Genomic DNA, 26,359 nt, shown 5'->3' with positions numbered 1-26,359 from the left:
AATCCCCAATCCCCAATCCCCAGTACCCAATCCCCTATTCCAGCAGATTGTAGACAATATGCTCAAAAACCATCTATACTTGAGCGTTCACTTTAACTCATGAGGAGGGAATTATTGCTGAGCCACTGAATCTAACCGTTAGCCTGAGAGGCACTCGTGAAGTCCGGGATAACTGTCAGCTATTCCGCCTCACAGGTTTGTTAGATGCTTTTTCCGAGCCGACATTTCGCAAGACACTTGGCAGCAAGATAGACGAGGGTCCTAAGCACATTATTTTGGATCTCTCACAAATTGATTTTGTTGATAGCTCTGGCTTGGGTGCTCTGGTGCAGCTAGCCAAGCAGGCTCAAACTGCCGATGGCACTTTGCAAATTGTTACAAATGCCCGCGTAACTCAAACGGTCAAGCTTGTTCGCCTAGAGAAGTTTCTCTCCCTGCAAAAATCAGTTGAAGACGCTCTAGAAAACGTCAAGTAGTCTTGATTGCTCGATCTGAGAGTTAAATTTAGCTATCCAGATTCAATATCGGATAGCTTAATTTTTAAAACTTCTGGCATAAAACCTCTCTCCTTGTGGGAGAGGCATAAAGCCAGTTGAGCTATTATGTTTAAAGTTGAGTAATAACTAAAGATATAAACACCCAACTCTTGGGTATGTAATCGTTGGCTAGAATATTGGATAAATAATCAAATCTGAGATATTTGTAAGAAATACAAAGCCAGCAGATTTGTTTATAGATAGACTTGACTCGATGCTGTATAGTTAAAAGTTGTCGTTTACTCAGTAAGCATGGCAATGCTACCAAGTGAAAGGGTGAATTTGATGTCAAAATTTTACCCTGTCTTAGGCGCAGACCACAAGAAGTAGGCGAAATTTGGTTTATAGATGTTGACATCAGGGTGATTTAAAATGCCAACTCTCAATCAAAAAGATGAAATTAGGAAGTAAGTTTGATAGTATGGATTATGCTAAGTATACTATCATGACATACTTCAGAAAAATCAGTCTTTGCGAAGAATGCTTGCCGAATGTAGCCCGTCAAGGAATGATTTATTTGTGAAGTCACAGGAGGAAGAGCTATTAGATGGACAAGATGAAACTCTCAAACAGAGCTTGTCTTGGACTGAAGCACTCTTGGCAACCACAGCGCCATTCCAACAGATTTCCCTCTCACAAGTGCAACAAATTTCTCCTAGTGCTTTAGCATATTTGGGGGATGCAATTTATGAGTTGTATGTTAGAATGTTCTATCTGCTGCCATTGCAGCGGTCAGGAATTTACCATCGTCTGGTAGTGGAGCAGGTAAGAGCAGAAACACAAGCGCTACATTTGCGATCGCTAATTCCTCATCTCAGGGATACCGAATTAGAAATTGTCCGACGGGGTAGAAACGCCGCAACAGGACGCCCTAAGCGACTTAATCCCGAAATTTATCAACAGGCAACTAGTCTAGAAACTTTAATAGGCTACTTATATATCACCGATTACCAACGTCTAACCGAACTGTTGCAAATACTTCATCTAGAAAAAGAGTGAAAACTCAATTTCGCAGTAGCCACAACACTAGATTAGGTTCAAAAAATTGAGGTAATCGGAACTATCAACCATACGCTATATTCATAACTCAAATGCAGGATAAACCCAGAAAAGTCAAGACTTCTAGCGAACCAAATCGTGGACAACCCGTAAAAATTAAAGGTAAACGTGTTGTTACTAATCCGGCTCGCAATCCCAGGAAAATAGATAGCAACCCCATCTCTGTTGCCAATCCAACTCGCAATCCCAGGAAAGTAGATAGCAACCCCATATCTGTTGCCAATCCGACTCGCAATCCCAGGAAAATAGATAGCAACCCCATATCTGTTGAGAATCCAACTCGCAATCCCAGAAAAGTAGATGGCAACACCATCTCTGTTGTTAATCCGAATCGCAATCCCAGGAAAATAGATAGCAACCCCAGCTATGGGAACTCGCGACAACGAAATAGCAACTTCTCCCAGCCGTCTGTATCTACACAGCCGACAGAAGAAGATAACGATCTCATCTACGGTCGTCATCCAGTATTGAGTGCATTGCAAAATCAGCGCAATCTCAACCGTCTTTGGATTACTACCCGTCTGCGATACGATCCCAGCTTTCACCATTTTCTCTTGCAAGCAAAGGAAAATGGCACAGTTATTGATGAAGTTGAACCCAAGCGTTTAGACTATCTCACCAACGGTACTAATCACCAAGGTGTGGCAGCACAAATTGCTCCTTACGCTTACACCGAATTGCCCGATCTAATTGAGCAGTGCAAATCTGTAACCGATGCTGTAATTGTCGTGGCTGACGGAATTACCGATCCCCACAACTTGGGAGCAATAATTCGCACTGCCGAAGCAATAGGCGCTCAAGGATTGGTGATTCCTCAAAGAAGGGCATCTGGGATCACTTCCACTGTCATGAAAGTGGCAGCAGGTGCTTTAGAAAATTTTGCTGTAGCAAGAGTTGTCAACCTCAGCCGCTCCTTAGAAGAATTAAAGGAAGCTGGCTTTTGGATTTACGGTACTGCTGCAAGTGGTAGCGAACCTTTACATACAGTCAATTTTACTGGCCCAATCGTTTTGGTAATTGGCTCAGAAGGTGAAGGTCTGGGTATGTTGACTCAACGCTCCTGTGATTTTTTAGTATCGATTCCTCTACAGGGTAAAACTCCCAGCCTGAATGCTTCTGTAGCAGCGGGTATGGCGCTTTATGAGATTTATCGCCAGCGATCGCTAAATACGCTGCACTTAGATAAATTGCAAAAATTCTCTTTGAAAAAATAACAGTAACAGAGTATAAAGAAATGTAAAAGATAATAAAGCAGCATATCGTTTAACACCCTGTAGACGTTTATAAATCGGCTAAAACCATGAAAACCATTTGGCATAACCTCAAGGAAGTGTTAATTAACACATTCGACTACATCGGCTTGGCTTGGTGGGTAGAGATTGTGACGCAGAATCCCCGTTGCACGTATTACTTCGGGCCATTTCTAAGTTCTTCTGATGCAAAATTAGCAAGCAAAGGATACATAGAAGATTTGGAGATCGAAGGAGCGCAGGGAATTATTGTGAACGTCAAGCGTTGTAAACCTAATAATTTAACAATTGCTGACGACTTGGGGGAAAGATTTGACCGCAAAGTACAGCCTGCCTTTGGCGGTCAAATTTAAGTTAGGCCAGAGAATGAAAAGGATGCTCTGATGCAAAGACGTAAAGACATAAAGACACAGAAAATCCTTTTACCCGGGGTTATTGCGTCTTTTTCATTCATTGCGTCACCACATCTTCCCTTTCCTTTTCTTCTTCGTCAATAGTCAAAATTTTTTGAATATTAAATATTTAGACTATTGACTACCAATTACCTGCGGATGAACTTCGAGCCAATGGTCAATATCATTTAGCACCTGCTGGGGAACTTCCCACGGAAAAAGATGGGCGGTGTTGGGATAGCACTGCCACTGAGAATTGTTGAGATGTTGAGCAGTTTGTAAGCTGGAATCAGATGTAATGTGGCGGTCTTGTTCACCAGCAAGTACTAAACTGGGACATTGTATTTGTTGCAAATCTAAAACCCGATTGTATCCTGATTGAATTGCACTATAGAGAGCGCGAGTAGCAGCAGGAGAAGTTTGCAAGTAAGCCGGTACTGCTTCCTTGGCGATGTAATTGTAAGTAATAGATGTATGTTGTTGGATTAAGTAGCGGAAAAGCGATCGCTTACCAAAAGTTTCAATATTCCATTGCCAACTCGGTTTTATATAGTTCAAGAGCGCAGCAACGCCAGTATATAAATTATCTTGCCAAGTTATAGGAGGATAACTGCCACGGGGCTTTGCAGCTGTCGCCACTAAAATCAGCCCAGTAACACGCTCTGGCAAACGTAATGCCATCTCCATTGCTAGAATACCCCCAAGTGACCATCCCAATACTAGGCACTTTTCAATCTGTAAGCGGTCTAACAGCGCTTCTAAATCGGTCAAATGGTCATTCATGTCAAAATTGCCCTTGTAGCGGCTTTTGCCGTATCCGCGTAAATCAGGGGCAAAAGTTTTGTAGCGTTTTGATAAATGATTGGTAAAGACAGAAAGACTACGACCAGTACCAGGATGACCATGTAAGCCTAAAATTGGGAATCCTTGACCTTGGGTGTAAACATTGAGACGTGCAGCAGTTGTGGTGTGGGGATCGCTCATTACTCTCCCTTTTTCTGTCTATCGATACTGCCAACTGCATCGATCGCAGCTTCGAGTGCGATCGCTACATGAGTCCAATGAGTTCCCCCTTGGCAATAAACTACATACGGTTCACGCAAAGGCCCATCTGCTGATAATTCCAAGGTACTCCCTTCAATAAATGTCCCCCCAGCCATCACTACCTTGCTCTCATACCCCGGCATTTCATCTGGAATAGGGTCTAAATATGAACCTATAGGAGAATGCTGTTGTATGGCTTTACAGAAAGCAATTAGCTTTTCGGCTGAACCAAGTTTAATTGCCTGAATTACATCTCCACGGGGAGCCAGAGGTGCGGGGTTCACTGGATAACCGAGTTTGTCAAATACATAACCAGTTAGATAAGTCCCTTTCATCGCCTCTCCTACCATTTGCGGCGCGAGAAATAAGCCTTGGAACAGCAGGCGATTTTGGTCAAAAGTAGCACCGCCATAACTACCGATACCGGGAGCAGTGAGGCGACAGGCGGATGCTTCTACTAAGTCAGCGCGACCAGCAACATAACCGCCAGCGCTGACAATGGTGCCACCAGGATTTTTAATCAATGACCCCGCCATTAAATCAGCACCTACGGCCGTCGGTTCCTTAGTTTCAATAAATTCGCCATAGCAGTTATCTACAAAGCAAACGGTATTTGGGTTCTGCTGTTTGACTAAATGAACGATTTTTTCAATATCGGCAATTGATAAACTAGGACGCCAAGAATAGCCACAAGAGCGCTGAATTAACACTAAACGAGTGTTTTCATGCACACTAGTACTTAAAGCTTGCCAATCTATAGTTCCTTCTGAGGTTAGCTCCAATTGGCGGTAATTTATGCCAAACTCGATAAGTGAGCCTTGACCTTGACCCCGTAAACCAATGACTTCTTCAAGCGTATCGTAAGGAGAACCGACCACTGCCAACATTTCATCTCCAGGACGGAGAACACCAAACAAAGCACAGGCGATCGCATGAGTTCCCGAAACGAACTGCACTCGCACTGCCGCAGCTTCAGCACCCATAACTTCGGCAAAAACTTTATCTAAAGTTTCTCGTCCTAAATCATCGTGACCATAGCCACTTACACCAGCAAAGTGGTGTGCGCCCACACGGTGATTACGAAAAGCATCCAGCACTCGTTTTAGATTATGCTTGACCTGAGTGTCAATTCCAGAAAAAATTTCTAATAGTGCCTGTTCTGCTTGCCGCAGCTGTTCTAAGCTGTTCATCAGTTCCTCGTTCAAAAAAATTAAGATTATAGATATGCGGATTTTAAGATCCCGCAGACTAGGCTGGAAAATTCAAATTCAGGTTACTGCATGACAATTGCTACTTCAACCAAACCTCAAGTTAACTGGGTTAATACCCTGTTTTTCATTGGACTGCACATTGGCGCTTTATTTGCCTTTGTTCCTGGTAACTTTAACTGGACGGCAGTTGGTGTAGGTTTCTTGCTGTACTGGGTAACAGGTGGCTTAGGAGTTACTCTAGGATTTCACCGCCTTGTCACCCACCGCAGTTTTCAAACTCCCAAGTGGCTAGAGTATCTCTTGATTTTCTTCGGCACACTTTCCTGTCAAGGAGGCCCAATTGAGTGGGTAGGAACACATCGTATCCATCATTTACACTCGGATACTGATGCCGATCCCCATGATTCTAATAAAGGCTTCTGGTGGAGCCACATGGATTGGCTGATTCACTACTGTCCCGCTCACGCTGATGTTCCTCGTTTCACCAAAGACATTGCCGAAGACCCAGTTTATCAGTTTTTAGAAAAATATTTCATTTTGATCCAGGTTGCTCTGGGTGTATTGCTTTTGCTTCTGGGTGGCTGGCCCTTTGTGATTTGGGGAATTTTTGTTCGCATTGTTTGGGTTTACCACTGCACTTGGTTGGTAAACAGCGCTACTCATAAATTTGGCTATCAAAGCTATGATTCTGGCGATCGCTCGACTAATTGCTGGTGGGTAGCTGTACTAGTTTTCGGTGAAGGCTGGCACAATAACCATCATGCCTTTCAATACTCAGCTCGTCATGGGCTGGAATGGTGGGAAATCGATTTAACCTGGATGACAGTTCAATTGCTACAAGCAGTTGGTCTGGCTACTAATGTGAAGTTGGCCCCAACAAAAGTTAGTTAGGAGAGACGCGACGCCAGTCGCTACAACGGGGAGGCAGTACGTTGGGCGGGCAACGCCCGACTTGAAGGAACTGCCGTGGAAACTCCAACGCGAGTTGTTCATGGGGGAAACCCCCAAGACCACACTCGCTCCGCAACGCACTGGCTCATTAATCGCCTCTGTACAGGAGTTAGGATGTGTAACGTTTTTAATCGATCGCTCCTAACTCCTAACTTTTCAAAAAGCTATTTACTTACGGGTGCGCTTGTGTCGGTTAGGTTGCTATAATCCGAAGCGCTAATGTGAAGAATTTTTACGGCAAGTTACTTTTTGGTGACTTGGTGGAGGAGTTTGTTGTTTTTTAGGTGTCCATGACTACATCAATAATTAATAGCCAGAAACTAAGTGACGAGCCTAGTAATTCCGACTTTCGGCTCAAAGATATTGTCAAAACCCTGCCACGCGAATGTTTTCAGCAGAACCGTCGCAAAGCTTGGACACAAGTTTTACTCAGTGTCTTGGCAGTCGCCTTGGGCTATTACAGCCTGATTATCACTCCTTGGTTTCTCTTGCCTCTTGCTTGGATTTTTACGGGCACTGCTTTAACAGGTTTTTTTGTAATTGGCCATGATTGTGGTCACAGGTCTTTTGCCAAACGTCGTTGGGTAAATGATTTGGTAGGGCATTTCTTTATGATGCCGTTAATTTACCCCTTTCATAGTTGGCGCATTAAGCATAATTATCACCATACTCATACCAACAAACTGGATGAGGACAACGCTTGGCATCCAATTAGACCAGAAGTGTTTGAAAATTGGGATAAAACCCGACAGTCTGCTTTTGAACTATTCATGCGTAAACGCTTCTGGTGGGTAGGTTCCATTGGACATTGGGCTGTGGTGCATTTTGATTGGCGGAACTTCAAAACAAAAGACCAATCGAGTATCAAGCTGTCTGTAGCTGTAGTAGTTGTGTTTGCAGCGATCGCTTTCCCGCTTCTTATCGCCACAACTGGTATCTGGGGCTTTGTCAAGTTTTGGCTAGTGCCCTGGATGATTTACCATTTTTGGATGAGTACTTTTACTATTGTTCACCACACTGCCGCAGATGTTCCTTTTACAACAGCGAACAAGTGGAATGAGGCTCTAGCACAGCTATTTGGCACTATTCATTGCGATTATCCGCGTTGGGTAGAAGTCTTGTGCCACGATATCAATGTTCATGTCCCTCATCATATTTCCACTGCTATTCCTTCTTATAATTTGCGGCTAGCTTACAGCAGCATCAAAGAAAATTGGGAGCCTTATCTACATGATGAGTGTCAGTTTTCTTGGCCTTTAATGAAGCAGATTACAGACCAATGTCAGCTATACACAACTGATATTGGCTATAAGACTTTCGACGAACATTATACAGAGCAATAAATAGCGCTGTGACTACACTCACGCTCTTGAACTCAACGAGAGCGTTTATTATGCTGTGTTTAAATAGAATTTGGCGACTTTTTACTAACTAAAAATTGTTAGGTAAATTGCCAAAAATTATCTTCTTTGGTGTTAGCGATCGCTAGTTTCGTGGGCATCCTAGAGGTGAGATTATCTTGTCTCAAATCAAGTTCCGATTTATATCTAACAAAAGAATCCAGTGCAATTAGATACCATCAGTTTCAATAATCCTCCTACCTGTGAAACGTCTGAGAATCCGACTAAATTACCTTTCACTCTTCAAGATTTAAAAGCTGCAATCCCTGCTGAATGCTTTCAGCCCAATGTAACAAAATCACTTTTTTACTTTTTTCGTGACATCCTAATTATCGGTCTGCTTTATGCAGTAGCTAATTACCTGGATTCTTGGCTTTTCTTCCCGATTTTCTGGCTAATGCAAGGAACGATGTTTTGGGCTTTGTTTGTAGTCGGGCATGACTGCGGACATCAATCTTTTTCTAAGCATAAATGGCTCAATGATTTGATTGGACATCTTTCTCACACACCAATACTTGTTCCTTATCATGGTTGGCGGATTAGTCACAGAACTCATCACAAAAATACGGGCAATATCGATAACGATGAAAGCTGGTACCCTGTGACCGAATCACAATATAAGGAGATGCCCTTAGCCCAAAAGATAGGCAGGTATTATGTTTTTCTCTTGGCTTATCCTGTATATTTGTTTAAGCGTTCTCCTAATAAAGAAGGCTCCCACTTTTTGCCCAGCAGTCCGCTTTTCAAGCCATCGGAAAAATGGGATGTCATCACTAGTACTGTACTTTTGATTGGTATGGTAGGTTTGCTGGGTTTCCTCACCTACCAATGGGGTTGGATATGGTTGCTGAAATATTATGCTGTGCCCTACCTTGTGTTCATAGTTTGGCTAGATTTGGTGACATTCTTGCACCACACTGAGGCAGAGATTCCCTGGTATCGTGGAGAAGATTGGACTTTTTTAAAAGGCGCAATTTCTAGTATTGACCGTGATTATGGTTTGGTTAATCATATCCATCACGATATTGGTACTCATGTTGCTCACCATATATTCCTTAACATCCCTCACTACAATTTACTGAAGGCAACTGAGGCAATAAAACCAGTGATGGGTGAGTATTTCCACAAATCGGAAGAACCTATTTGGAAGTCATTATGGCGTTCATGTGTCAGCTGCCATTTTGTACCTGATAGTGGTAGTAAGGTTTACTACACATCCAACAACAAGTTAGCAAAAGGCTAAAACTACTAACACTTTGCGTAATTCTTAATTACCATTGTGTGAAAGTTTTAGACATTAGACTTCTTGCAGAAATCACAAAAAGAACCCCACCCCGCCTTTGACTTAGGTCAAAGTCTCCCCTCCCCGCAGGCGGCTATGGTGTACACACAAGTCTTCTAGAGTTGCCTCATAAGCTTTTGATCCCCCCAACCCCCCTTAAAAAGGGGGGAAAAAGTCTCTTAAAGTCCCCCTTTTTTAAGGGGAGCCACTGCGGTCTTGGGGTCTCCCCAAGTGGAGCAAGTGGCGTGGATTTAGGAGGATCTCCAACGATTTTGGGTTTGTACAGAGATGTGTGTACACCGTAGCCCCGCAGACGGGGAGGGGCTGCGGGTGGGGTGTTAAGGGACTTTTGCAAGAGGTCTATTTTAAATAGGTGGCTTATTTACGCCGTACTGTACTAGCCCTGCCAAGGTAATAAAAGTAACTTTGGCAGGGCTAGGTGCGCTGATGGGGACTTTTGCAAGAAATCTAATGACTACAAGCTGCCTTGCTTTTGATGTTGTTCGCCATGATGGTTACAGCCACCCTAGTGATTATGGTGTTGATGACTATGATCTTTACCGTGGGAACAGTTTTGCAAGTCTTGCTTCAGAAGCTTGTCGCTGATTTCTTGCAAGGATTCATCTACAGCTTGTAAGCCAATCCAGGCATCAATCTTTTGTACATCAAATCCTACCTCGCGCTGTTCGCCTACTTCTAACAAAGGACGACGAATTAACAGTGGTTCTTTCAGCATCAGCGCCAAAGCGGTTTGTTCATCCACTTTTTCAGGAACTACCTCACCAGATTTTATCTTGGGGGCGGAAAGATTGAACCATTCGGCTACGGGGCGATCGCCAAAAAATGAACGCAACCGTTCAGCTGTCCAAGATTCTTTTAGCAGATTCTGTGGTATCACCTCATGACCGGCAGCTGTTAGCAAAACTTTTTGCTTAACACCACCTTTACAGCCTGGTTTGCTATAGAAAATTACTCTTGCCATTCAACTATCTCCTAATTACTCTTTTGCGCTAAAGCGCCAACTACGAACCGATGAAATTAAAAATTCCTCGCTTTATGGCTAACTAAGTCAAACTCAAACCTTTCATTTGGATCGGTTTCGCCATAAATATTAAAAGTCACAGTTGGTTCATCACCCACTGCTTCTACACTGTGAATTGCATCGGGAGTAAAGCTAATAATGTCTCCTGGGGATAGAGTTACCTCTCCCGTTGCTTCAATTTTGTCCTGAAATTCGGGGCTATTAGTGCGTCGCCAAAAAGTATTTTTTTCCTGACCTTTTAACACCGCGACTATTCCCCATGTCCCATGATTATGAATGTTTGATCGGGTTCCCGGTGCAAATGTTACTGTTTGCACTGTCAAGGGAAAACCCAATTCATCGTATAGAAGTAAAACAGAGGTTCCCGTTTTGGGTGAAGGCTCTAAACGTTGACTTCGTACCCAGTAGGAATTTACTATCAAGCGCCTTACAAGCATCCGAATTTCTGGCAAACAACTGACTTCATCATCCCCGCTATTGAGAACATCTTCCACCTCAGTTAAAAACCGATAAAGGCGGTAATTTTCTCTCAATAAATCCCAGGCTCTTACAGATTTACAAGCTTGATACTGACCGTCCCCCGTTAGCAGCCAATCCCTACCTTTCATAACTTTTAAATTGATAACGGAGAAGATTGGACGATCAGGATCGGAGAGATATTAGGAATATTACCTACAGGAAGTTTAGTAGGTATAGTGATAGGAGGAAAGATAGAGTTACTATCAGTAGCTGCTCCTAATAGGGAGTAAGAGGAATACGATCTGGTAGATAACCAATTGTTCATGATTTTTCACAAAAAGGGCATTCATTGGGCATTGGGCATGGAGAAGAGACAAGGTAGAGGGGGTATTCTGACTCCTTTTCATTAATTAATCATCTTCTTCTGCTGGACGTGTCAAAATATCCAGAAGAATTCCGGCGCCAAAATCATGCTTTTCGTCTATTTCTTTGACTTTGGTGCTGATTTCTTTCGCTTCCTCAATTTCTCCTAACTTTGCTAGTACTAATCCAGAAGCAGCATAAGCATTTAAGTACAATCGAATTTGTGGTTCTTCTTTGCGACTGACTAGTATCGGCTTAAGTTGCTCCCAGTTATCAGGAAGTTTTTCTAGTTCTTTAATTTTATCTAATAATTTTATTGTTGTTTGTAATGCAAGAGAATAATTATTTTTATAATAGAAAAATCTATACGCTGCTACCAAGACATCTGTATTTTCACCAGTTTGTGCTAAAGCTTGTTGAATATATTTTTCTGATTCTGATGTATTCTCCCAGTTTTGTGCAGCTAAAACTAATAGGTTTTTAATGTCATCTGGAACCTGGAACCATGAGAATTGGTTTGTATTAGCTTGCATAATAAAGTCCTGGAGAGTTATGAGTTAGGAGTTATGAGTTAGGAGTTATGAGTTAGGAGTTATGAGTTAGGAGTTATGAGTTAGAAGTTGTGAATTATGAGTTAGAAGTTATAAATCCTTAACTCTTCACTTCTGGCTCCTCACTCCTAACTTTTGTTAAAACAAAGTCAGAATGTACACCAAGGTGAATAATACAATCCAAATAATGTCTACGAAGTGCCAGTAAATTTCTGTCATTTCGATGAAAGTATGATTGGTTGCAGAATATTCACCGGGAAGACGCGATCGCCACAATGCACGTAATATCAATAACAGCCCTACAAAAACGTGCAAACCGTGGAACCCGGTCATGATATAAAAGCAGTTGGCGAAGACGTTGGTAGTCAGTCCGTATCCTAATGTTGAATACTCATAAACCTGACCACCTAAGAAAATTGCCCCCATAAGTGCAGTAATTGCATACCACAGTTGCATTCCCTTGAGGTTATTCTTTTTAATCGCTGTATCACCGAAGTGAATCACGAAACTACTAGACACCAAAATAATGGTGTTAATTGTCGGCACAAGTAGTTCTACTTCACTTCCTTCTGGAGGCCAAACCGCTGTAGTACCTCGGAAAAATAAATAGGTGGCAAAAAATCCTCCAAACATCAGAGATTCAGAGGCGAGGAATGTCAAAAGTCCCCAAACTCTTAAATCTGGATGTTCTTCGTGTCCTGCACTGCGATCTTCGCTTGTCGTTGTAGCTATAGTCATAGATTTTTTGACAATATTATCCGCTGCGTCTGTTGTGGAAGCTTGAATGAAGAATGAAGTCTGAAGCGGCAAAATTTTCATTCCTCATCCAAAATCCTTATTTAACCCAACTCTTAACTTGTTCAGGAATTCTCAAAATTCCGAGTTTCGAGTTCTGAAGCTCAAGTTTCGAGTTCCAAGCTCGGAGTTCTGAACTCGGCCTTTCATGTTCTGAACTCGGCCTTTCGAGTTCCAAGCTCGGCCTTTCGAGTTCTGAACTCGGCCTTTCATGTTCTGAACTCGGCCTTTCATGTTCTGAACTCGGCCTTTCGAGTTCCAAGCTCGGCCTTTCGAGTTCCAAACTCGGCCTTTCGAGTTCTGAACTCAAATGAATAAGACTTGCAGTCACCTTGAGAGCGATCGCATCACTCACTCTACGAACTAAGCACTAGCTTCGGGTGTTGCAGATGGCTGTACTTGTGTACTATGACCATGACCGTAGTCATAAGGGCCATGAGTAACAACCGGCAACACTTCCCAGTTTTCAATTGCAGGTGGCGAGCTAGTTGTCCATTCTAAAGTCAAAGCTTGCCAAGGATTATCACCAGCCAAAGGCCCCTTCAGCCAACTGTAAATCATGTTGATGGCAAAGGGAATTACCGATATCGCCAAAACAAATGAACCAAAGGTACAAATCTGATTGAGGTCGATAAATTGGGGGTCATACATTGCCACTCGTCGGGGCATTCCTTTCAAACCCAACTCGTGCATGGGTAAAAAGGTCAGATTAGTACCGATGAAGGTAAGGGCAAAATGAACTCGACCCCAGTTTTCATTCAGCATTCGTCCGGTCATTTTGGGGAACCAGTGATAAATGCCGGCGTAAATGCCAAACACGGAACCGCCAAACAGAACGTAGTGGAAATGTCCGACAACATAATATGTGTCGTGGACGTGAACATCAAAAGGGGCTGTTCCCATCGTCACACCACTTAAGCCGCCCATGACAAACATGGATAACAAGCCAATGGCGAAAAGCATCGCCGTGGTGAAGCGGATTTTACCACCCCAAAGGGTAGCAACCCAGGCAAAAATCTTCACACCAGTGGGAACTGCAACTATGAGAGTGGAGATAGTGAAGAACATCCGCATCCAACCGGGTGTACCACTGGTAAACATATGGTGTACCCAGACGAACAAACCGACAACGCAGATGGCGACACTAGAATAAGCGATCGCTTTATAACCAAAGATTGGCTTGCGGGAGTGAACTGGAATTACCTCCGACATAATGCCGAAGATGGGCAGAATCATTAAATATACTGCCGGGTGAGAATAAAACCAGAATAAGTGTTGATAAATTACAACGTTTCCGCCTGCATCTGGTTTAAAGAATGATGTGCCAAAGTTGAGGTCAAACAACAGCAGAACTAAACCGGCTGCTAATACAGGTGTGGAGAGAAGTGCTAGCAGAGAGGTTGCTAAGATTGCCCAGCAGAATAGGGGTACTTGATCCCATTTCATGCTCGGAACCTTCATCATCAAAATGGTGATTACGAAGTTCAGCGAACCCAAAATTGAGGAAGTTCCCACCAAAACGATCGCAAGTATCCACATAGTTTGAGCAATTGGCGCTGTCACCAAACTCAAAGGTGGGTAAGCTGTCCAACCAGATTGCGAACCGCCAAAAATGAAACTACCTAATATAAGCGCACCGGCTGGTGGGTTTAACCAAAAGGCGATCGCGTTTAGTTTCGGGAAAGCCATATCCCTGGCACCAACCATCAACGGCACTAAATAGTTACCAAATCCGCCAATGGCGCTAGGGACAATCCACAGGAAGATCATGATCGTCCCGTGATTGGTCATGAAAGCATTATACAGATTGGGGTCGAGTACGTCTGATTCTGGTGTTGCTAATTCGACACGCAGAGCGATCGCCATCAGTCCGCCGATGAGATAGAAGACAAACGCCGTCACCAGGTATTGAATACCAATAACCTTGTGGTCAACATTAAAAGTAAAATAATCTTGCCATTTCCACGCCTTCGGATGGGAAGCGTGGCCAGCCACCATTTCCGGTTTCTTTCCTTCTGGTGGAGTATTCCGTGGAAATTCTACCTGCGTCATATTTTTGTCCTTTGTCGTTTGTCATTTGTCATTTGTCCTTTGTCTTTTTGTCCTTTGTCATTTGTCCGTTGTCATTTGAATGACTAATGACCAATGACCACTGACTAATGACTAATGACTCATGACTACTGACTCTAGAGTTGCTGCACTGATTCCCATATCATGGGTGTGGGGCGCGAGAAACTCTGATGTTGATAAGTCGGCTGGATTAACTGCAACAACTTGAGTGGGGTTTTGCTGTTGAGCAATCTGGTTTTCTGTCCGCCAGCTTTTATATTCTTCCGGTGTGTGGACAATTACCTGTGTCCGCATTGAACCGTGATAACCACCGCACAACTCAGCACAAACTACGGGATATGTACCTGGTTTTGTGGCGACAAATCGTAGTTCGGTAGGGATACCGGGAAGTGCATCTTGCTTCAAGCGGAAATTTGGAACCCAAAATGAATGAATTACATCTTGTGCTGAAAGGTTGAGTTGAACATCAGCACCGACGGGAATGTGCAATTCCCCAGAAGTAATGCCACTATCAGGGTAATTAAATAACCAGGCATACTGTATGCCTTTGACATCAACAACTAAATCGGCTGGTTTGTTTAGGGTTTGAGGAGACGCACCGATACCAATTGTTGGGGCAATTGCTGGTGCAGCTGTTGCTTCAGAGGTATCGCTGAGTGTAGCTGCAAGAGCAGTTCCTGGCTGATGAGCAACATGAGCTGCTGAATGAGGATGACCCGCAGGATCAAAGCCTCCCATTCGGTTAAAAACATCTACACTGTAGATGCCCAAGAGGAGGACAATCACTGTTGGAATTGCTGTCCAAAAGACTTCTAAGGGCAAGTTACCTTCTATTGGCACGCCATCGGTATCGTCACCCTTGCGGCGACGAAACTGAATCAAAAAAAGCACAATGGTTCCTTCTACCACCAAGAAGAGTGCGATCGCAATGGTAAACATGACGTTAAAAAAACCGTCTACCAAAGGCGCTTGTAACGATGCCTGCACCGGCATGAGAGTGTGGTTTTGACCGATCCAAATACTGATTGCTGTAACTACTATCCCAGCAACCAGAGTCCATAGTGAAACAGGAACTTGTTGCATACCTGCTACCTGCTTTGTAAACCGTCTTTAGAGGTGTTGTTTTCTGGAAATTGGGTATTGGGGAGCCACTGCGGTCTTCTCCCAAGTGGAGACGCTAAAAGCGATGGGGTCTCCCCAAGTGGAGCAAATGGCGTCACTGGGCATTGGGCATTGTTACTTATTCCCCATTCCCCATTCCCTATTCCCCATTTACCATTTCCTTTTCACTTATTAACTTTCTAACGTGTAGCCGTTAAAAAAGGGGGAAACTTCCAGATTTTTTCCATATCCTTCCCCCACAAAATTACAAATTATATTTCAACTCATACCACAAAGTTAGCCCCCTGCTTTCAGAAAAGCTAGTTGTTCCAAGGGGCACTGTTAGTCCTAATATTGATTAGGCTATATTAGCAGCAAGTTTAAATTTGTTAATAGCGAACAATTTACGATTTACGGATTTGTTTACTGTAAACTTTTGATTGATTCCAGTAAATATTTAATATTCCCCTCAAGTTACCTTGCCTAGCGCCTTGGCGCTGATTAAAAACAGTGCCTCCTTGAATTAACAACAATTTTGACTAACTCCAAAAACCTTAATTGTTTAATACAACATGGGTGTAGCAATTCTTGGGGCAAATCCGCGAACAAGCTTCACAACCAATACAATTTTCTGGAGAAGTAACTGCCATTACTTTTCGTTCAATTTCTTCATCATCTTCATCTTCCACAAATTCGCCTTCTTCATTGAGTGCTTTCAATCCAAGCACATTGTAGCCGCATACTTTAACGCATCTGCCACAGCCGATACATTTATCTTTGTCAATTTCCTGAGCAAATTTTGGTGTCCAAGCCTTACCGCCAAATGTCAAACCTGTTAGTTGTGCCATGAATAAATCCTCGACAATTTTGCCTGTCAATCTGTTTGTGCATTAATCATCATACTATCCTAATCTTTGATTCTTTTGTATTCAAAACTTACTTTTATATCATCAAATTTCGATGACTTTGAACACAATCCTAAATTGTTTTTTATTTCAAATTGTAGATGAAAATTATTGCCAATAATTATTATAAATCTTTCTCATTCCTCGTTCCTATGCTCTGCATGGGAATGCCTTCATCAAGTCTCTGACTCAATATCTGACTGGAGGCAGCAGCCCACAATCAGCCATTTACATACAGAGCATAAATAAAAAGTTGAGGATTTGAAACCTCTACAGGTGACTAGGGACTTCCAAATAAAAAAATATGCAATTAACTCTTGTGGGGTGGGTATCTCGCCCGCCCTATGGACTGAGCGCTCATGTTGCCCACCCCACAATATTGGATAATTTATTTCTTGGAGCTTCCCTAAAAGTTCATCTATATGTGGTTTAGAACTGCCGATTTAACTATTATTTCCAGCAAATGCAACTATATCTATAAGAGTAATGATATTCTTTTGCAAATATTTTTAGATTTAAGCAAATAATTTCATATAAACAGTATACATATATACCAGACTAGATGTTCATCGGTTACATTTCGATATCTGCAATATGTAGTTTATAAAGCAACAATTTTAAAGTTATTTTGATTCAAATATTTAGATAAATGGTGACAAAAGCAATATTATTACTTGACCTGAATAAACAGAATTAATTTATGAAGGAACTGTAAACTTTATGGCAGAATATTGTCATACATTAAATATTAAAATTGTTAACAAATCAGATGAAGTGCAATTTTCAGAGGCTTATTTTTTTCATAGAAAGACTTTGGATAAGGTTTTCTGGTCAAATCTAAATTGTTCATCAAATACGTAATTAAATAAATGTTAAGATTTTTTTCTAAGCTCGACACGAACAAATTAATCATTTTTTTCATGAAATGTATAGTTAATAAGAAGTTTTATTAGGTCTGCTTTTAAAGCCTTAAATAGCTTCCAATTGGATACAAAGCCAAATATGGATGTGGGAAGTAAATGTGGTGAGAAAAGATTATTCTCGCCAGAAGAATAATGTGGTAGCGAGTCATGAATAAACAGGACTCATCCAGGGGAGACCTGATACAAACATCTCAACGATTAGAGTGGGAAAAGAGCCAAATGCCTTATACAATTCCTAACAACAGTTGCGTTGGATGTGACAACTGCCGCCCCCAATGTCCTACGGGTGCAATCAGAATAGAGGACAATGAATACTGGATTGATCCTGGTCTTTGTAATAATTGTGAGGGCTATTATTCCGAACCGCAATGTGTAATAGCTTGTCCAACTAATTCTCCCATTCCTTGGCAGTCTAAAAAGGGAAGATGCAAAGTTGAACCAAGAGATGCTAGCAGCTTAGACTTGTTTTCTAATGGTAAGAATAATCCATTTGCTTCAGCGATCGCAATTTGGGAAGCTTGTAATGTATTAGCGCAGCGCACATCCCTACATTGGGAAACCGATGAAGAAGGCTACATCAGTTACAGCCGACAAGTCAATCAAGGCCGAGGTGCGATCGCATTTCATATCCAAGATCCCTTCAAAGTGAACGACAAGGCCACAGATATAGCAGCAATTGAGGGGCTTGACATCAGAGCCGCTTGCATACATCTAATTTTTGCAGCTTATGCTACAGCTTTAGAACAACCTTGGGAGCAAGAATTTGCGATCGATGAGCGCCAAATCGAGAAATATTTGGGGATGGAGAAACGCAAAGATTTAAGCAAAGCTGCCAAGCTAGCTTTAATGAAAAATATTGTCCAGCAAGCTTGCTCCCTAATTATCTCCATTGACTGGCCCCAACAAGGCCGAATTAATGGATTCTCTCTTGTCGGCAGTCGCTTATGGCACTTAGTAGATATTCAGCACCACTTCCAAGAAGACAATCTCGGATGCAAATATCTTATTGGGCTAACTTTTAAAGTAAAAGCAGGTTTATGGGCGCAATATTTCTTAAACAAACAAGCGTGTAAAGAGCGAACCGCATTCTATCAATACGGCAGTCTCCCCAAAACGCTACTAACCACAGTCATGAGTATTTGGCAGCAACATGAAGGCGCAGTTCGACTAATGCTGTGGTTGCTGTTTAAAACTAAAATGGGCAAGGAACAACGCATTACCATTCCTACACTGCTGCGTATTGCTTACGGTGAAGAAAAAGTCGCTCTTGCATCCAGACAACGAGAAGAACGCAAACGTCTGCTGCGAACCTTTGAAAGCGATTTAGAAATTCTCAATCACTATGGAATGAAACCGCTTTTCGATCCAGTTACTTACCCACCAGAAATTCAACCTTTGTGGGCAAAATTAATCGATCTTCCCGAAGATCCAGATGAAGCATTAGAATTTTGGACTAATGACGGTGGTGCTGAAACTCGCCTCACAGACACAGGCCCCCGTGGTAAATGGAATCTGCTAATGAATGCGCGGATTTTGGCTTTTGAACTCCCACCAGAATGGGAACAGCAAATCTCAGAATCGGAAAAAAAGAAAACAAGAACTGCCAAAGCCAAAAGGAAGCCCAAAGCTACAAACGATTTGCTAGGCGAACAAATTTTGCAAGCGCGAAAAAACTTAAATCTCTCCCAAAGAGAATTGGCAAAACTCACAGGTAAAAGCCAAAGCTGGATTCGAGATATTGAAAATGGTCGTTTAAAAGCCAAATTAGAAGATCAAGTACTGTTACGAAAAGTCTTAAATATGGCTTAATCTTGATTCAATATTTGCAATTTAAACGCACAGGGGCGCAGATATTTTATTACGAATTTGTGCAGCATTATACTAAACACAGTATTTAATTAATTCGTAGCGAACTAAACTTAGTAATACTCTGCGTCCCTCTGCACTTCCCTTTGCGTGACGGCAGTCGCTACAACGGCGGGAACCCCCGCAACGCGCTGCCTCCCCTCTGCGTTTAAAAATTTTCCCTTTCTATGTACTATAACTAATTACCTTACTAGAGGCAATCCAAAGACTACCAACAGCATATTTAGTAACTACCAACTCTCGTGTAGCATTGCACGAACTCTTCAGTTGTTGAGTCTTGGTTTCATCTTTCACAAGTTTAGCCTGATAAGTGTAGAGAGAACCACAAGGTTGTTCAAAACTAATTTCAGCCAATATAGTATTATTGTCTAAACTTTGCTCTAAAATTTTGCCTGCAACTTTGTAATTAAACCAATCCCACCCTTTATAAAGAATTAACTCTCTTTCCAAAACCTGAAGTGCAGCAGGCAGAATTCCCCAGCCTCGATAGACTTGATGTAAACATTGAATATCGCCAGTACGAGTTAAAATCGATCTAAATGAATCTCGATCGAGACGACCGTAATATCTTCCCTCTGGCAAGTCTATGATTGTTGGTGCAAACCGATGTCCACCAAAGTGCGATGATTTCCAAATTCGCACATTCTCTAAGCACAAATCAGCATTACTCGCTGTCACATAGAAGTAAAAAGGAGCGCCATATCTCGCACAACACTTATCATGGCTACCGTGGGTACAAACTAAAATATCTCTAGTTGTACTAGTTTCTACTTCCAAATTAGAATCGATACCCCATATCCATTTTTGGACAACTCCTGCTACTTGCTCAATATTTGCTAGCTTAAACTCTTGCTTATGGTATCCATTACTTAGCCCCTCTTCTTTTTGATAAATCAAAAGCGTAGTGTGATTTACCTTGTGTGATACATCATTAGCAATTAATAGGAATCTAATCGGTAGTTTAGCACGCTTCACTTCTTCTACCAAAATCCTCAAATTTTGGGGTACCCATTTCGAGTTAAAGGCTTCTGATGTCCAAGGTAAAGGACACTCAACTAAAATATAAGTTTGATAATTGGTGGCACTACCAATAACATCTTCTCCTACTTGCCGTGAATCATCAGAACAAAAAAAAGTATTCATCTCGCTGTACTCATTAGCGTATTTTATGGACAAAAGGTATTACAAAATACAATTGTGTTCTTAGCTACAATATCCTTGGCTAAAGGAGATAAAAAAGAACAATATTCATTTCCTAGTTAAAACTAGGTAGCCACTTTATAACATCATTATTGATCGAGGTCTTTCCGGTTAATAAATTCTCCACAATAAAGATAAACAGTGTCAAGATAGATTTTTCCGTATCAGTGGCGTTAATTTTGTATCTAGTTTTATTGTTATTTGGTATTTCATAAATTTTCATTTGCGGAAACTCAGTTTTTATGAACTTGGTTCCTTTGGCAAAATCAAATATATTAAACCTGCTATATAGACGCAAAGCAACTTGGAGAGTTAGCGATGATTAACTTGCTGACAATATCGATGTAGCTGACACTACAATCAAAAATATTCCTAGCAGCAACCTAGTTATTTAAAGTTTTGCCAAAACTATCTACATAGCTAGTTACATATCCTGTTTTTACACATAAAAATATAATTTTGTGCTACCTTGTGAAAAATTTATTCCTAAAGATAGATGCGGAAATATTTAATCAGCAGAAAAGGCTTTAGTAAGCCAACACTGTTTTAAGACTTCTTCCACACTATCTGCTTTTAATGTATTTATCGATCTAGACATATTGCAAATAATTCTCAATAAGTATAGAAAAATAAAAACAATCAAATTGGAGGCAAATGCTTTATTGCCTCGGATTCCATGTGCCATAAGTTAATAATCAAAAGTAGTGACTAATTACTAGCAACGTCACTGACATCAACAATTAACAAATTTGGTATTTAGCGTTTTACCTAATCTAACTTCCTGAAGTTAGTGTCAGGGTTTGATGATAGGCGTCTGCTTTGACTGTAACTGAAGTCAATAAGAAATGCAAGTATTTAAGAATCTTTATGACTTCTTTACAGTTTTTTGTCTCTAGGATCTTTGTTAAATGAAGATGAACAGGTATTTCATAGTATAGCCCACTACAACAAGCATTGATAGTTTCAATATAATAGATAAAGTTTTGCAATTGTGACAAATTGTTGCTAGTAAAGGCGCACTTATTAGTCCAAATATCTGTAGCTATGGCGATCGCATATTTTTACTTTCATGCAGAATTGAATCATTTTTTACCACGGCATCACAAACAGATGAGAATCTCTCATTTGTTTGAGGAAAAAGCCTCAATTAAGGACATGATTGAGTCGTTGGGTGTCCCTCATCCAGAGGTAGATTCTATAAACGTTAATGGTGAATATGTAAATTTTTCTTACATAGTTTCTGATGGAGACACTATCAATGTTTATCCAATTTCAGCTAGGAATGTTATTATACCAAGCATTTCTGTTCTGCCAAAACCTCTCAGTATTATCCGCTTTGTTTTAGATATTCATTTGGGGAAGCTTGCGACATCTTTACGACTTTTAGGTTTTGATACTTTATATCGTAATGACTACGAGGATGAGAAATTAGCCCAAATATCCTATACTCAAGCGCGGATTCTCTTGACTCGTGATAAAGGTCTATTGATGCGTAGTTTGGTAACGTATGGGTATTATGTTAGAAACACTAACTCTGAACAACAAATCCTAGAAGTACTGCAACGCTTCGACTTGTTTGAATTAATCTCACCATTTAAACGGTGTTTGCGTTGCAATGGATTATTAGAATCTGTAGATAAACAATCCATTATTGAACAAGTGCCAGAAAAGGTGCGATTGCAGATTGATGAATTCCAACGTTGCCAAGACTGCCATCGTATTTATTGGAAAGGTTCCCATTATGAGCGATTGCAACAGTTTATTGACGAAGTGTTGAACTCAAGAAAAGGTGAGTGAATGACATTAATTTTAGCTCTTGATTTTGGCGGAACTAAGCTGGCGGCAGCATTGGTAAATGTTGGTTCAAGAAAGTGGTTGCGTTATGAACGTCGTCTATCGCCAGTAGGTGCAAATGCTAGCACTGACTTGGAAATTATGCGATCGCTAATTTACTCTTTGCTACAAGACGCAAAACCTGCTGCGATCGGTATTAGCTTTGGCGGCCCAGTTGACGCTTCCACGGGAACGGTGCGACTATCTCATCATGTGGCTGGATGGGAAAATATTCCTCTCAAAGCTTTGTTGGAAGAGGAGTTTGGCGTTCCTATTGATGTAGATAATGACGCGAATATTGCTGCTTTGGGAGAACATCGCTTTGGTGCGGGACAGGGATACGATAGCCTGTTTTATATTACTGTCAGTACTGGCGTGGGTGGTGGTTGGATACTCAACGGCCAGCCTTGGCGGGGTGCTGGTGGGATGGCTGGCGAAATTGGACATATCGTTGTAGATCCGGCTGGGCCAGTTTGTTTATGTGGTAAGCGGGGATGTGTGGAACGTTTGGCTTCAGGGCCTTATATGGCGCAAAATGTTAGGGAAATTTTGGAACTCGAACCGCAGAGGCGCGGAGGACTTAGAGATGGAGAGATTTTGAGGGGTTTGGTGGGGAATAATTTAACGTTGCTGACGGGACAGTTGGTAAGTGAGGCGGCGGCGGCTGGTGATGATTTGGCGAAGGAAGTTTTACACAAGGCTGCTTGGGCGCTGGGTGTGGGTATTGGTAATGTGGCGAATTTGATGAATCCGCAGCGCTTTGTGTTGGGAGGTGGTGTAACGAAGGCGGGTGAGGATTTTTGGCGGGTGGTGCGTCAGGTGGCGCGGGAGACGGCTTTACCGGAGGTTGATTTTGAAGTTGTGCCTGCGGTACTGGGGGATGATGCGCCATTGTGGGGGGGTGTGGCGATCGCTTCTATGACAATCCCGAATTTGTAAATGAGTGACGTGTGGAATGCATAAGTGCAAACAGAACTGGGTAGAAAATGTAAATTTAGGCGAATAAATCTTAATACTCAGGTGAAAGATGGAATGGTAAGTTTTTTACAGTTTATCTATCGATAGGTACTAGACAAAAATTTCCAAGTAGCCTTTTTTCCTGCTTCCAGAGACGAAAAAGATTTCGCCGCCGTAGTATTTCTTACGGTAGAAAACATTCTATTCTCATTTCTTTGCTCCCTTCCGTCCATCCATCGCCTTTCCCTCCCTCCTTTGAGTAATGATAAAGACTCTACGCTCCCTTCTTTCCTACGCAGCTTTAGCTACTATTGTTTTAGTAGCTGTAGTCACAACCCATTTAGCAACTACGCAGAAAACTGTGGCTGCCCAATCTACCACGAGCTTGTACGTCTACGTATCTCCCACGGGAAGCGATACTGGAGGCGATGGATCGCTAGGCAAGCCATTGAGGACGTTGGCGTATGCAGCAAAACAAGTTCAACCGAATCAAAACTACACGATTTATTTGAACCCAGGCGTCTACAGGGAAACGGAAGCGACGGTACTTCCACCGGGAGTGAATATCGAGGGAGCAGGTGAATCAAAGGTGACTATTACTAGCAACGGTGCTATTCCGGCTCCAGGAGTAAATACTGGCAGCAGTGACTGGAGTCTTTGGCATTATGGAAGCATTATTCAGCTTGTCTCGCCTAGCTACTCCGGCTCGAACCCTCGGTACGGATCTCCTTCCGAGATGATTGAAGCGACAGACGGCAATCAGACGTTAGGCGGCTTCACCATAGATGGGAACGGCAAAACCATCAAAGCCGGTATCTGGGTAGAAAATCGTAACAATGTGACTACGCATAATGTCACATTCAAAAACTTCCAGCACAGTGGTGCAGTTTTTACCCGTGGCAATATGTGGTGGTACGTCCCGCTTCCAGAGGGAAAGTGGATGAAGAACACAACGATACATGATTGCACATTTATCAACTCCGCAGCGGATGGAGTATCGGGAGCATCTACCGGGAACTTGAGACTTGGAGGGCTAGATGGCGCTGACATCTACAACATTACTATCCGAGAAAATAAAGGATACGGCATAAAGTTCATGCATGTAGGTCATATACGTAACGTGAAGATTCACGATTGCGACATCCAGGTTCCAGAAGTTGATTCGCAGTGGAGCGAGGATGCTTCCATTGAACTTTGGAATTTGAGTTATGGAAACGAAATCTACAATGTTAACTGTAATACGTGGTTATCGATGGTCAATCATTCAATAATGAATGAATACCAGCCGACAGCTACACGCCCAAGCAATCTCAAGATACGAAACTTACGAATAAAAGATATTGACGGACACAGTGTTAAGGAGTCAATCGAAGTTGCCTTGAGCGGAGTGGAGATATCCGACTCCTACTTTCAGGATAAGGGCTTCGGTATTGCGATCTGGGGAGGAAAAGCATGGGGCGGAAGTATAGAAAATCACGACATCAATATCCACAATAATATTTTCGCAAATGTCGCTCGTAAAGTTCAATTTGGTTTCGGGAACAGTGCTGCCGTCTTCATTCCCGATCCAGCTTCCAACATCAAGATTCACAACAACGTGTTGGATACTTTAGGGAATAGCCTACAAATCAACTCCGCAGACAGGATATCGATCAAAAATAATGTGTTCTTGAACTCTCAAGGAGACGATGTGCAAGGAGGTAAGAACATTGTTTTCACTAATAATCTCCGCAGAAATACGAACCCAGCAAAGCCAACTTGGCAGATCCAATTCGCGGTTAATGCGACAAACATCCAGGGAGATCCAAAATTTACAGGCACGGGCGATCGTTGGAACTCTTACTACAAGCCGACTTCGCCACGCAGTCTTGTGGTGGATAGAGGAACTGATGTTGGACTTCCTTACTCCGGTTCGGCACCTGACATCGCTCGATGGGAGTGGTAAGGAACGTTGATTTAATAAAATCCAAATTTTGGGATCGGAGTATAGCAAGCAATAAAAAATAGCAAATTACCTTCTCGGTTTTCGCCTGTAATGCCCATTTAAATTCACCAGCTTACCATTTCTCTCATAAGGCCCGATATATACATAATCACTTGTATTAGAAATTGTCTTATACTCTTTTGGCGTAATTCTTTCCTTTGTTGCCCTTCTTAGAGGCTTTGGTGGTTTTTTTTGCAGAGGTGGGTATAGTGGAATTCGTTGTACCGATTTTTGAGATGGCGGTTGAGATAAGTTTCTCAGAGGAGGTTGTGCTTCTTTTTTCGGCGGCGTGTATGGGGGAGTTGCTTGTGCTGGTTTTGGAGATTGTGGTTGAGATGAGCTTTGAAAAGGTGTCTTTGTTTGTTGATTAACCCGTTGTTTGAATTTAGCGGCAGAAGTAGCTCTGATGTTACTGACTTTATATCTTAGTTGATAAAAAACAGGAAACTGATTTGTAATCTCAGGGTTTCTGTGAGCGAATTTCCCAAGTAAATCTTGAGCCAAAGCTGAGGTTGCAATTACCTTTTGAAGTTTGTATGTATCCTCAACAGCATTTAAATCTGCTAGTTTTTCACAGGAAAATTCATAAAATAGACCGAAGCTACCGGCTAATCCTCCAAACACCACCATAGCCCAGTACAATTGAGCGAGTTGTCCCAAAGTTATATAACCGACCATACACAAAATAGCTAGTGTCCAACTCCAGTCAACTATTTCTTTAATCCGTTGAAAATGCTGGCGCAGTGATAACATTTAAGAATACTGAAAAAGTTAACTATTAGGCTTAGACTTATTTTGGGGTACTAAGCATTTCAAGAAAATAGGTTTAGGTCTATCTGGGTTACTTTTCAAATTTAAGTCTTGCTTATAAGGCTCACAAGAATTTTTATATATGCGAACTTTAACGTAATCTGTAGTTGGTATTTGAACTCGGAAAGCGCCTAAATTATCAGTTGTATCTGTATCAGATCCACCTTCAGATTCCATTATTACTTTTGCTCCAACTATAGGAACTTGAGTTGCTTCATCGAAAACGCTAACTTTTACACTGCTTGAATCTAGTACTGTAGAAGGTTTATTTTCAGCGCTTTCTTTATTTGAGCCATTCAGTTCTGGAACGTGAGTTGCAGCACCATAGCCTATAGTCAACAAGAGAAATCCTGTAAGAGCGTACCAAATAGGTTT

General features: G+C 41.9%; 24 protein-coding genes. 12 read left to right on the top strand and 12 right to left on the bottom strand.

Features of this window, described 5'->3' with window-relative positions; genetic code table 11:
* Nucleotides 1-110: 110 nt before the first annotated feature.
* The 4 genes from V7K44_RS12435 (at nt 111) to V7K44_RS12420 (ending at nt 3,198) form a co-directional block, all read left to right on the top strand.
* Nucleotides 111-476: an STAS domain-containing protein gene (locus V7K44_RS12435; RefSeq protein WP_084227153.1), complete on the top strand. Its 366-nt coding sequence runs from the start codon at nt 111-113 to the stop codon at nt 474-476.
* A gap of 579 nt (nt 477-1,055) precedes the next feature.
* On the top strand, nt 1,056-1,535 hold the full coding sequence (locus V7K44_RS12430; protein WP_334931806.1) for a Mini-ribonuclease 3: 480 nt from the start codon (nt 1,056-1,058) through the stop codon (nt 1,533-1,535).
* A gap of 92 nt (nt 1,536-1,627) precedes the next feature.
* Nucleotides 1,628-2,809: a 23S rRNA (guanosine(2251)-2'-O)-methyltransferase RlmB gene (gene rlmB, locus V7K44_RS12425; protein WP_334931804.1), complete on the top strand. Its 1,182-nt coding sequence runs from the start codon at nt 1,628-1,630 to the stop codon at nt 2,807-2,809.
* Between the two features lie 86 nt (nt 2,810-2,895).
* Nucleotides 2,896-3,198: a DUF1816 domain-containing protein gene (locus V7K44_RS12420; protein ID WP_334931802.1), complete on the top strand. Its 303-nt coding sequence runs from the start codon at nt 2,896-2,898 to the stop codon at nt 3,196-3,198.
* Between the two features lie 174 nt (nt 3,199-3,372).
* On the opposite strand, the gene V7K44_RS12415 is transcribed toward V7K44_RS12420, so the two are convergent.
* Nucleotides 3,373-4,221 carry an alpha/beta fold hydrolase gene (locus V7K44_RS12415; RefSeq protein WP_334931800.1) on the bottom strand — a complete coding sequence of 283 codons (849 nt, stop codon included), beginning with the start codon at nt 4,219-4,221 and terminating at the stop codon, nt 3,373-3,375.
* A complete protein-coding gene (locus tag V7K44_RS12410; protein ID WP_334931798.1) occupies nt 4,221-5,471 on the bottom strand; it encodes a methionine gamma-lyase family protein in 1,251 nt (416 codons plus the stop codon). Before V7K44_RS12410 ends, V7K44_RS12415 begins: the two co-directional genes overlap by 1 nt.
* Nucleotides 5,472-5,561: 90 nt before the next feature.
* Here V7K44_RS12410 and V7K44_RS12405 point away from each other — a divergent pair, with 90 nt between their 5' ends.
* The 4 genes from V7K44_RS12405 (at nt 5,562) to V7K44_RS12390 (ending at nt 9,086) form a co-directional block, all read left to right on the top strand.
* Nucleotides 5,562-6,383 carry an acyl-CoA desaturase gene (locus V7K44_RS12405; protein WP_334931796.1) on the top strand — a complete coding sequence of 274 codons (822 nt, stop codon included), beginning with the start codon at nt 5,562-5,564 and terminating at the stop codon, nt 6,381-6,383.
* A gap of 61 nt (nt 6,384-6,444) precedes the next feature.
* Nucleotides 6,445-6,588 (top strand): hypothetical protein, encoded by a 144-nt coding sequence (locus V7K44_RS12400; RefSeq protein WP_334931794.1) that lies wholly within the window; start codon nt 6,445-6,447, stop codon nt 6,586-6,588.
* A gap of 145 nt (nt 6,589-6,733) precedes the next feature.
* Nucleotides 6,734-7,786 carry a fatty acid desaturase gene (locus tag V7K44_RS12395; RefSeq protein WP_334931792.1) on the top strand — a complete coding sequence of 351 codons (1,053 nt, stop codon included), beginning with the start codon at nt 6,734-6,736 and terminating at the stop codon, nt 7,784-7,786.
* A 220-nt stretch (nt 7,787-8,006) separates the two neighbouring features.
* Complete coding sequence (locus V7K44_RS12390; RefSeq protein ID WP_334931790.1) at nt 8,007-9,086, top strand: fatty acid desaturase; 1,080 nt, start codon at nt 8,007-8,009, stop codon at nt 9,084-9,086.
* A 565-nt stretch (nt 9,087-9,651) separates the two neighbouring features.
* On the opposite strand, the gene V7K44_RS12385 is transcribed toward V7K44_RS12390, so the two are convergent.
* From V7K44_RS12385 to fdxB, 7 genes are all read right to left on the bottom strand, one after another.
* Nucleotides 9,652-10,107 carry an ArsC/Spx/MgsR family protein gene (locus tag V7K44_RS12385; protein WP_334931788.1) on the bottom strand — a complete coding sequence of 152 codons (456 nt, stop codon included), beginning with the start codon at nt 10,105-10,107 and terminating at the stop codon, nt 9,652-9,654.
* Between the two features lie 56 nt (nt 10,108-10,163).
* Complete coding sequence (locus V7K44_RS12380) at nt 10,164-10,775, bottom strand: AraC family ligand binding domain-containing protein (protein ID WP_334931786.1); 612 nt, start codon at nt 10,773-10,775, stop codon at nt 10,164-10,166.
* 261 nt (nt 10,776-11,036) lie between these two features.
* Nucleotides 11,037-11,522 (bottom strand): hypothetical protein, encoded by a 486-nt coding sequence (locus tag V7K44_RS12375; RefSeq protein ID WP_334931784.1) that lies wholly within the window; start codon nt 11,520-11,522, stop codon nt 11,037-11,039.
* 156 nt (nt 11,523-11,678) lie between these two features.
* Nucleotides 11,679-12,278, bottom strand: coding sequence for a cytochrome c oxidase subunit 3 (locus tag V7K44_RS12370; protein WP_094352728.1), 600 nt, complete (start codon nt 12,276-12,278; stop codon nt 11,679-11,681).
* A 420-nt stretch (nt 12,279-12,698) separates the two neighbouring features.
* Complete coding sequence (gene ctaD, locus V7K44_RS12365) at nt 12,699-14,387, bottom strand: cytochrome c oxidase subunit I (protein ID WP_334931782.1); 1,689 nt, start codon at nt 14,385-14,387, stop codon at nt 12,699-12,701.
* Nucleotides 14,388-14,498: 111 nt separating this feature from the next.
* A complete protein-coding gene (locus V7K44_RS12360; protein ID WP_334931780.1) occupies nt 14,499-15,488 on the bottom strand; it encodes a cytochrome c oxidase subunit II in 990 nt (329 codons plus the stop codon).
* Nucleotides 15,489-16,060: 572 nt separating this feature from the next.
* Nucleotides 16,061-16,354 (bottom strand): ferredoxin III, nif-specific, encoded by a 294-nt coding sequence (fdxB, locus tag V7K44_RS12355; RefSeq protein WP_069068483.1) that lies wholly within the window; start codon nt 16,352-16,354, stop codon nt 16,061-16,063.
* A gap of 1,199 nt (nt 16,355-17,553) precedes the next feature.
* Here fdxB and V7K44_RS12350 point away from each other — a divergent pair.
* A complete protein-coding gene (locus tag V7K44_RS12350) occupies nt 17,554-19,143 on the top strand; it encodes a helix-turn-helix domain-containing protein (RefSeq protein WP_334931778.1) in 1,590 nt (529 codons plus the stop codon).
* Between the two features lie 222 nt (nt 19,144-19,365).
* Here the strand turns inward: V7K44_RS12350 and V7K44_RS12345 are convergent, their stop codons facing one another.
* Nucleotides 19,366-20,343, bottom strand: coding sequence for a sucrase ferredoxin (locus V7K44_RS12345; protein WP_334931777.1), 978 nt, complete (start codon nt 20,341-20,343; stop codon nt 19,366-19,368).
* Nucleotides 20,344-21,444: 1,101 nt separating this feature from the next.
* Between V7K44_RS12345 and V7K44_RS12340 the strand changes: the two genes are divergently transcribed.
* The 3 genes from V7K44_RS12340 (at nt 21,445) to V7K44_RS12330 (ending at nt 25,135) form a co-directional block, all read left to right on the top strand.
* The gene (locus V7K44_RS12340; RefSeq protein WP_334932017.1) at nt 21,445-22,197 is read left to right on the top strand and encodes a Mut7-C RNAse domain-containing protein; all 753 of its coding nucleotides are present in this window, start codon (nt 21,445-21,447) and stop codon (nt 22,195-22,197) included.
* Nucleotides 22,198-23,172, top strand: coding sequence for an ROK family protein (locus V7K44_RS12335; protein WP_334931776.1), 975 nt, complete (start codon nt 22,198-22,200; stop codon nt 23,170-23,172).
* Nucleotides 23,173-23,452: 280 nt separating this feature from the next.
* Nucleotides 23,453-25,135, top strand: coding sequence for a right-handed parallel beta-helix repeat-containing protein (locus V7K44_RS12330; protein ID WP_334931775.1), 1,683 nt, complete (start codon nt 23,453-23,455; stop codon nt 25,133-25,135).
* 66 nt (nt 25,136-25,201) lie between these two features.
* Here V7K44_RS12330 and V7K44_RS12325 read toward each other — a convergent pair whose 3' ends face one another.
* Together V7K44_RS12325 and V7K44_RS12320 are read right to left on the bottom strand one after the other, a co-directional pair.
* Nucleotides 25,202-25,927, bottom strand: coding sequence for a hypothetical protein (locus tag V7K44_RS12325; RefSeq protein ID WP_334931774.1), 726 nt, complete (start codon nt 25,925-25,927; stop codon nt 25,202-25,204).
* A gap of 18 nt (nt 25,928-25,945) precedes the next feature.
* Nucleotides 25,946-26,323 carry a hypothetical protein gene (locus V7K44_RS12320; RefSeq protein WP_334931772.1) on the bottom strand — a complete coding sequence of 126 codons (378 nt, stop codon included), beginning with the start codon at nt 26,321-26,323 and terminating at the stop codon, nt 25,946-25,948.
* Nucleotides 26,324-26,359: the final 36 nt, after the last annotated feature.

The sequence above is a fragment of the Nostoc sp. genome (assembly GCF_036917235.1).
GTDB lineage: Bacteria > Cyanobacteriota > Cyanobacteriia > Cyanobacteriales > Nostocaceae > Nostoc.
This window is presented reverse-complemented; position numbering and strand designations above follow the sequence as displayed.

What these genes read in the sequence shown, in the direction of transcription:
- V7K44_RS12360 (WP_334931780.1), bottom strand. Translation starts at nt 15,488, where the DNA reads ATGCAACAAGTTCCTGTTTCACTATGGACTCTGGTTGCTGGGATAGTA.
- V7K44_RS12345 (WP_334931777.1), bottom strand. Translation starts at nt 20,343, where the DNA reads ATGAATACTTTTTTTTGTTCTGATGATTCACGGCAAGTAGGAGAAGAT.
- V7K44_RS12410 (WP_334931798.1), bottom strand. Translation starts at nt 5,471, where the DNA reads ATGAACAGCTTAGAACAGCTGCGGCAAGCAGAACAGGCACTATTAGAA.
- V7K44_RS12340 (WP_334932017.1), top strand. Translation starts at nt 21,445, where the DNA reads ATGGCGATCGCATATTTTTACTTTCATGCAGAATTGAATCATTTTTTA.
- V7K44_RS12405 (WP_334931796.1), top strand. Translation starts at nt 5,562, where the DNA reads ATGACAATTGCTACTTCAACCAAACCTCAAGTTAACTGGGTTAATACC.
- V7K44_RS12420 (WP_334931802.1), top strand. Translation starts at nt 2,896, where the DNA reads ATGAAAACCATTTGGCATAACCTCAAGGAAGTGTTAATTAACACATTC.
- V7K44_RS12335 (WP_334931776.1), top strand. Translation starts at nt 22,198, where the DNA reads ATGACATTAATTTTAGCTCTTGATTTTGGCGGAACTAAGCTGGCGGCA.
- V7K44_RS12395 (WP_334931792.1), top strand. Translation starts at nt 6,734, where the DNA reads ATGACTACATCAATAATTAATAGCCAGAAACTAAGTGACGAGCCTAGT.
- V7K44_RS12330 (WP_334931775.1), top strand. Translation starts at nt 23,453, where the DNA reads ATGATAAAGACTCTACGCTCCCTTCTTTCCTACGCAGCTTTAGCTACT.
- ctaD (WP_334931782.1), bottom strand. Translation starts at nt 14,387, where the DNA reads ATGACGCAGGTAGAATTTCCACGGAATACTCCACCAGAAGGAAAGAAA.
- V7K44_RS12350 (WP_334931778.1), top strand. Translation starts at nt 17,554, where the DNA reads ATGCCTTATACAATTCCTAACAACAGTTGCGTTGGATGTGACAACTGC.
- V7K44_RS12415 (WP_334931800.1), bottom strand. Translation starts at nt 4,221, where the DNA reads ATGAGCGATCCCCACACCACAACTGCTGCACGTCTCAATGTTTACACC.
- V7K44_RS12385 (WP_334931788.1), bottom strand. Translation starts at nt 10,107, where the DNA reads ATGGCAAGAGTAATTTTCTATAGCAAACCAGGCTGTAAAGGTGGTGTT.
- V7K44_RS12375 (WP_334931784.1), bottom strand. Translation starts at nt 11,522, where the DNA reads ATGCAAGCTAATACAAACCAATTCTCATGGTTCCAGGTTCCAGATGAC.
- fdxB (WP_069068483.1), bottom strand. Translation starts at nt 16,354, where the DNA reads ATGGCACAACTAACAGGTTTGACATTTGGCGGTAAGGCTTGGACACCA.
- V7K44_RS12325 (WP_334931774.1), bottom strand. Translation starts at nt 25,927, where the DNA reads ATGTTATCACTGCGCCAGCATTTTCAACGGATTAAAGAAATAGTTGAC.
- V7K44_RS12370 (WP_094352728.1), bottom strand. Translation starts at nt 12,278, where the DNA reads ATGACTATAGCTACAACGACAAGCGAAGATCGCAGTGCAGGACACGAA.
- V7K44_RS12380 (WP_334931786.1), bottom strand. Translation starts at nt 10,775, where the DNA reads ATGAAAGGTAGGGATTGGCTGCTAACGGGGGACGGTCAGTATCAAGCT.
- rlmB (WP_334931804.1), top strand. Translation starts at nt 1,628, where the DNA reads ATGCAGGATAAACCCAGAAAAGTCAAGACTTCTAGCGAACCAAATCGT.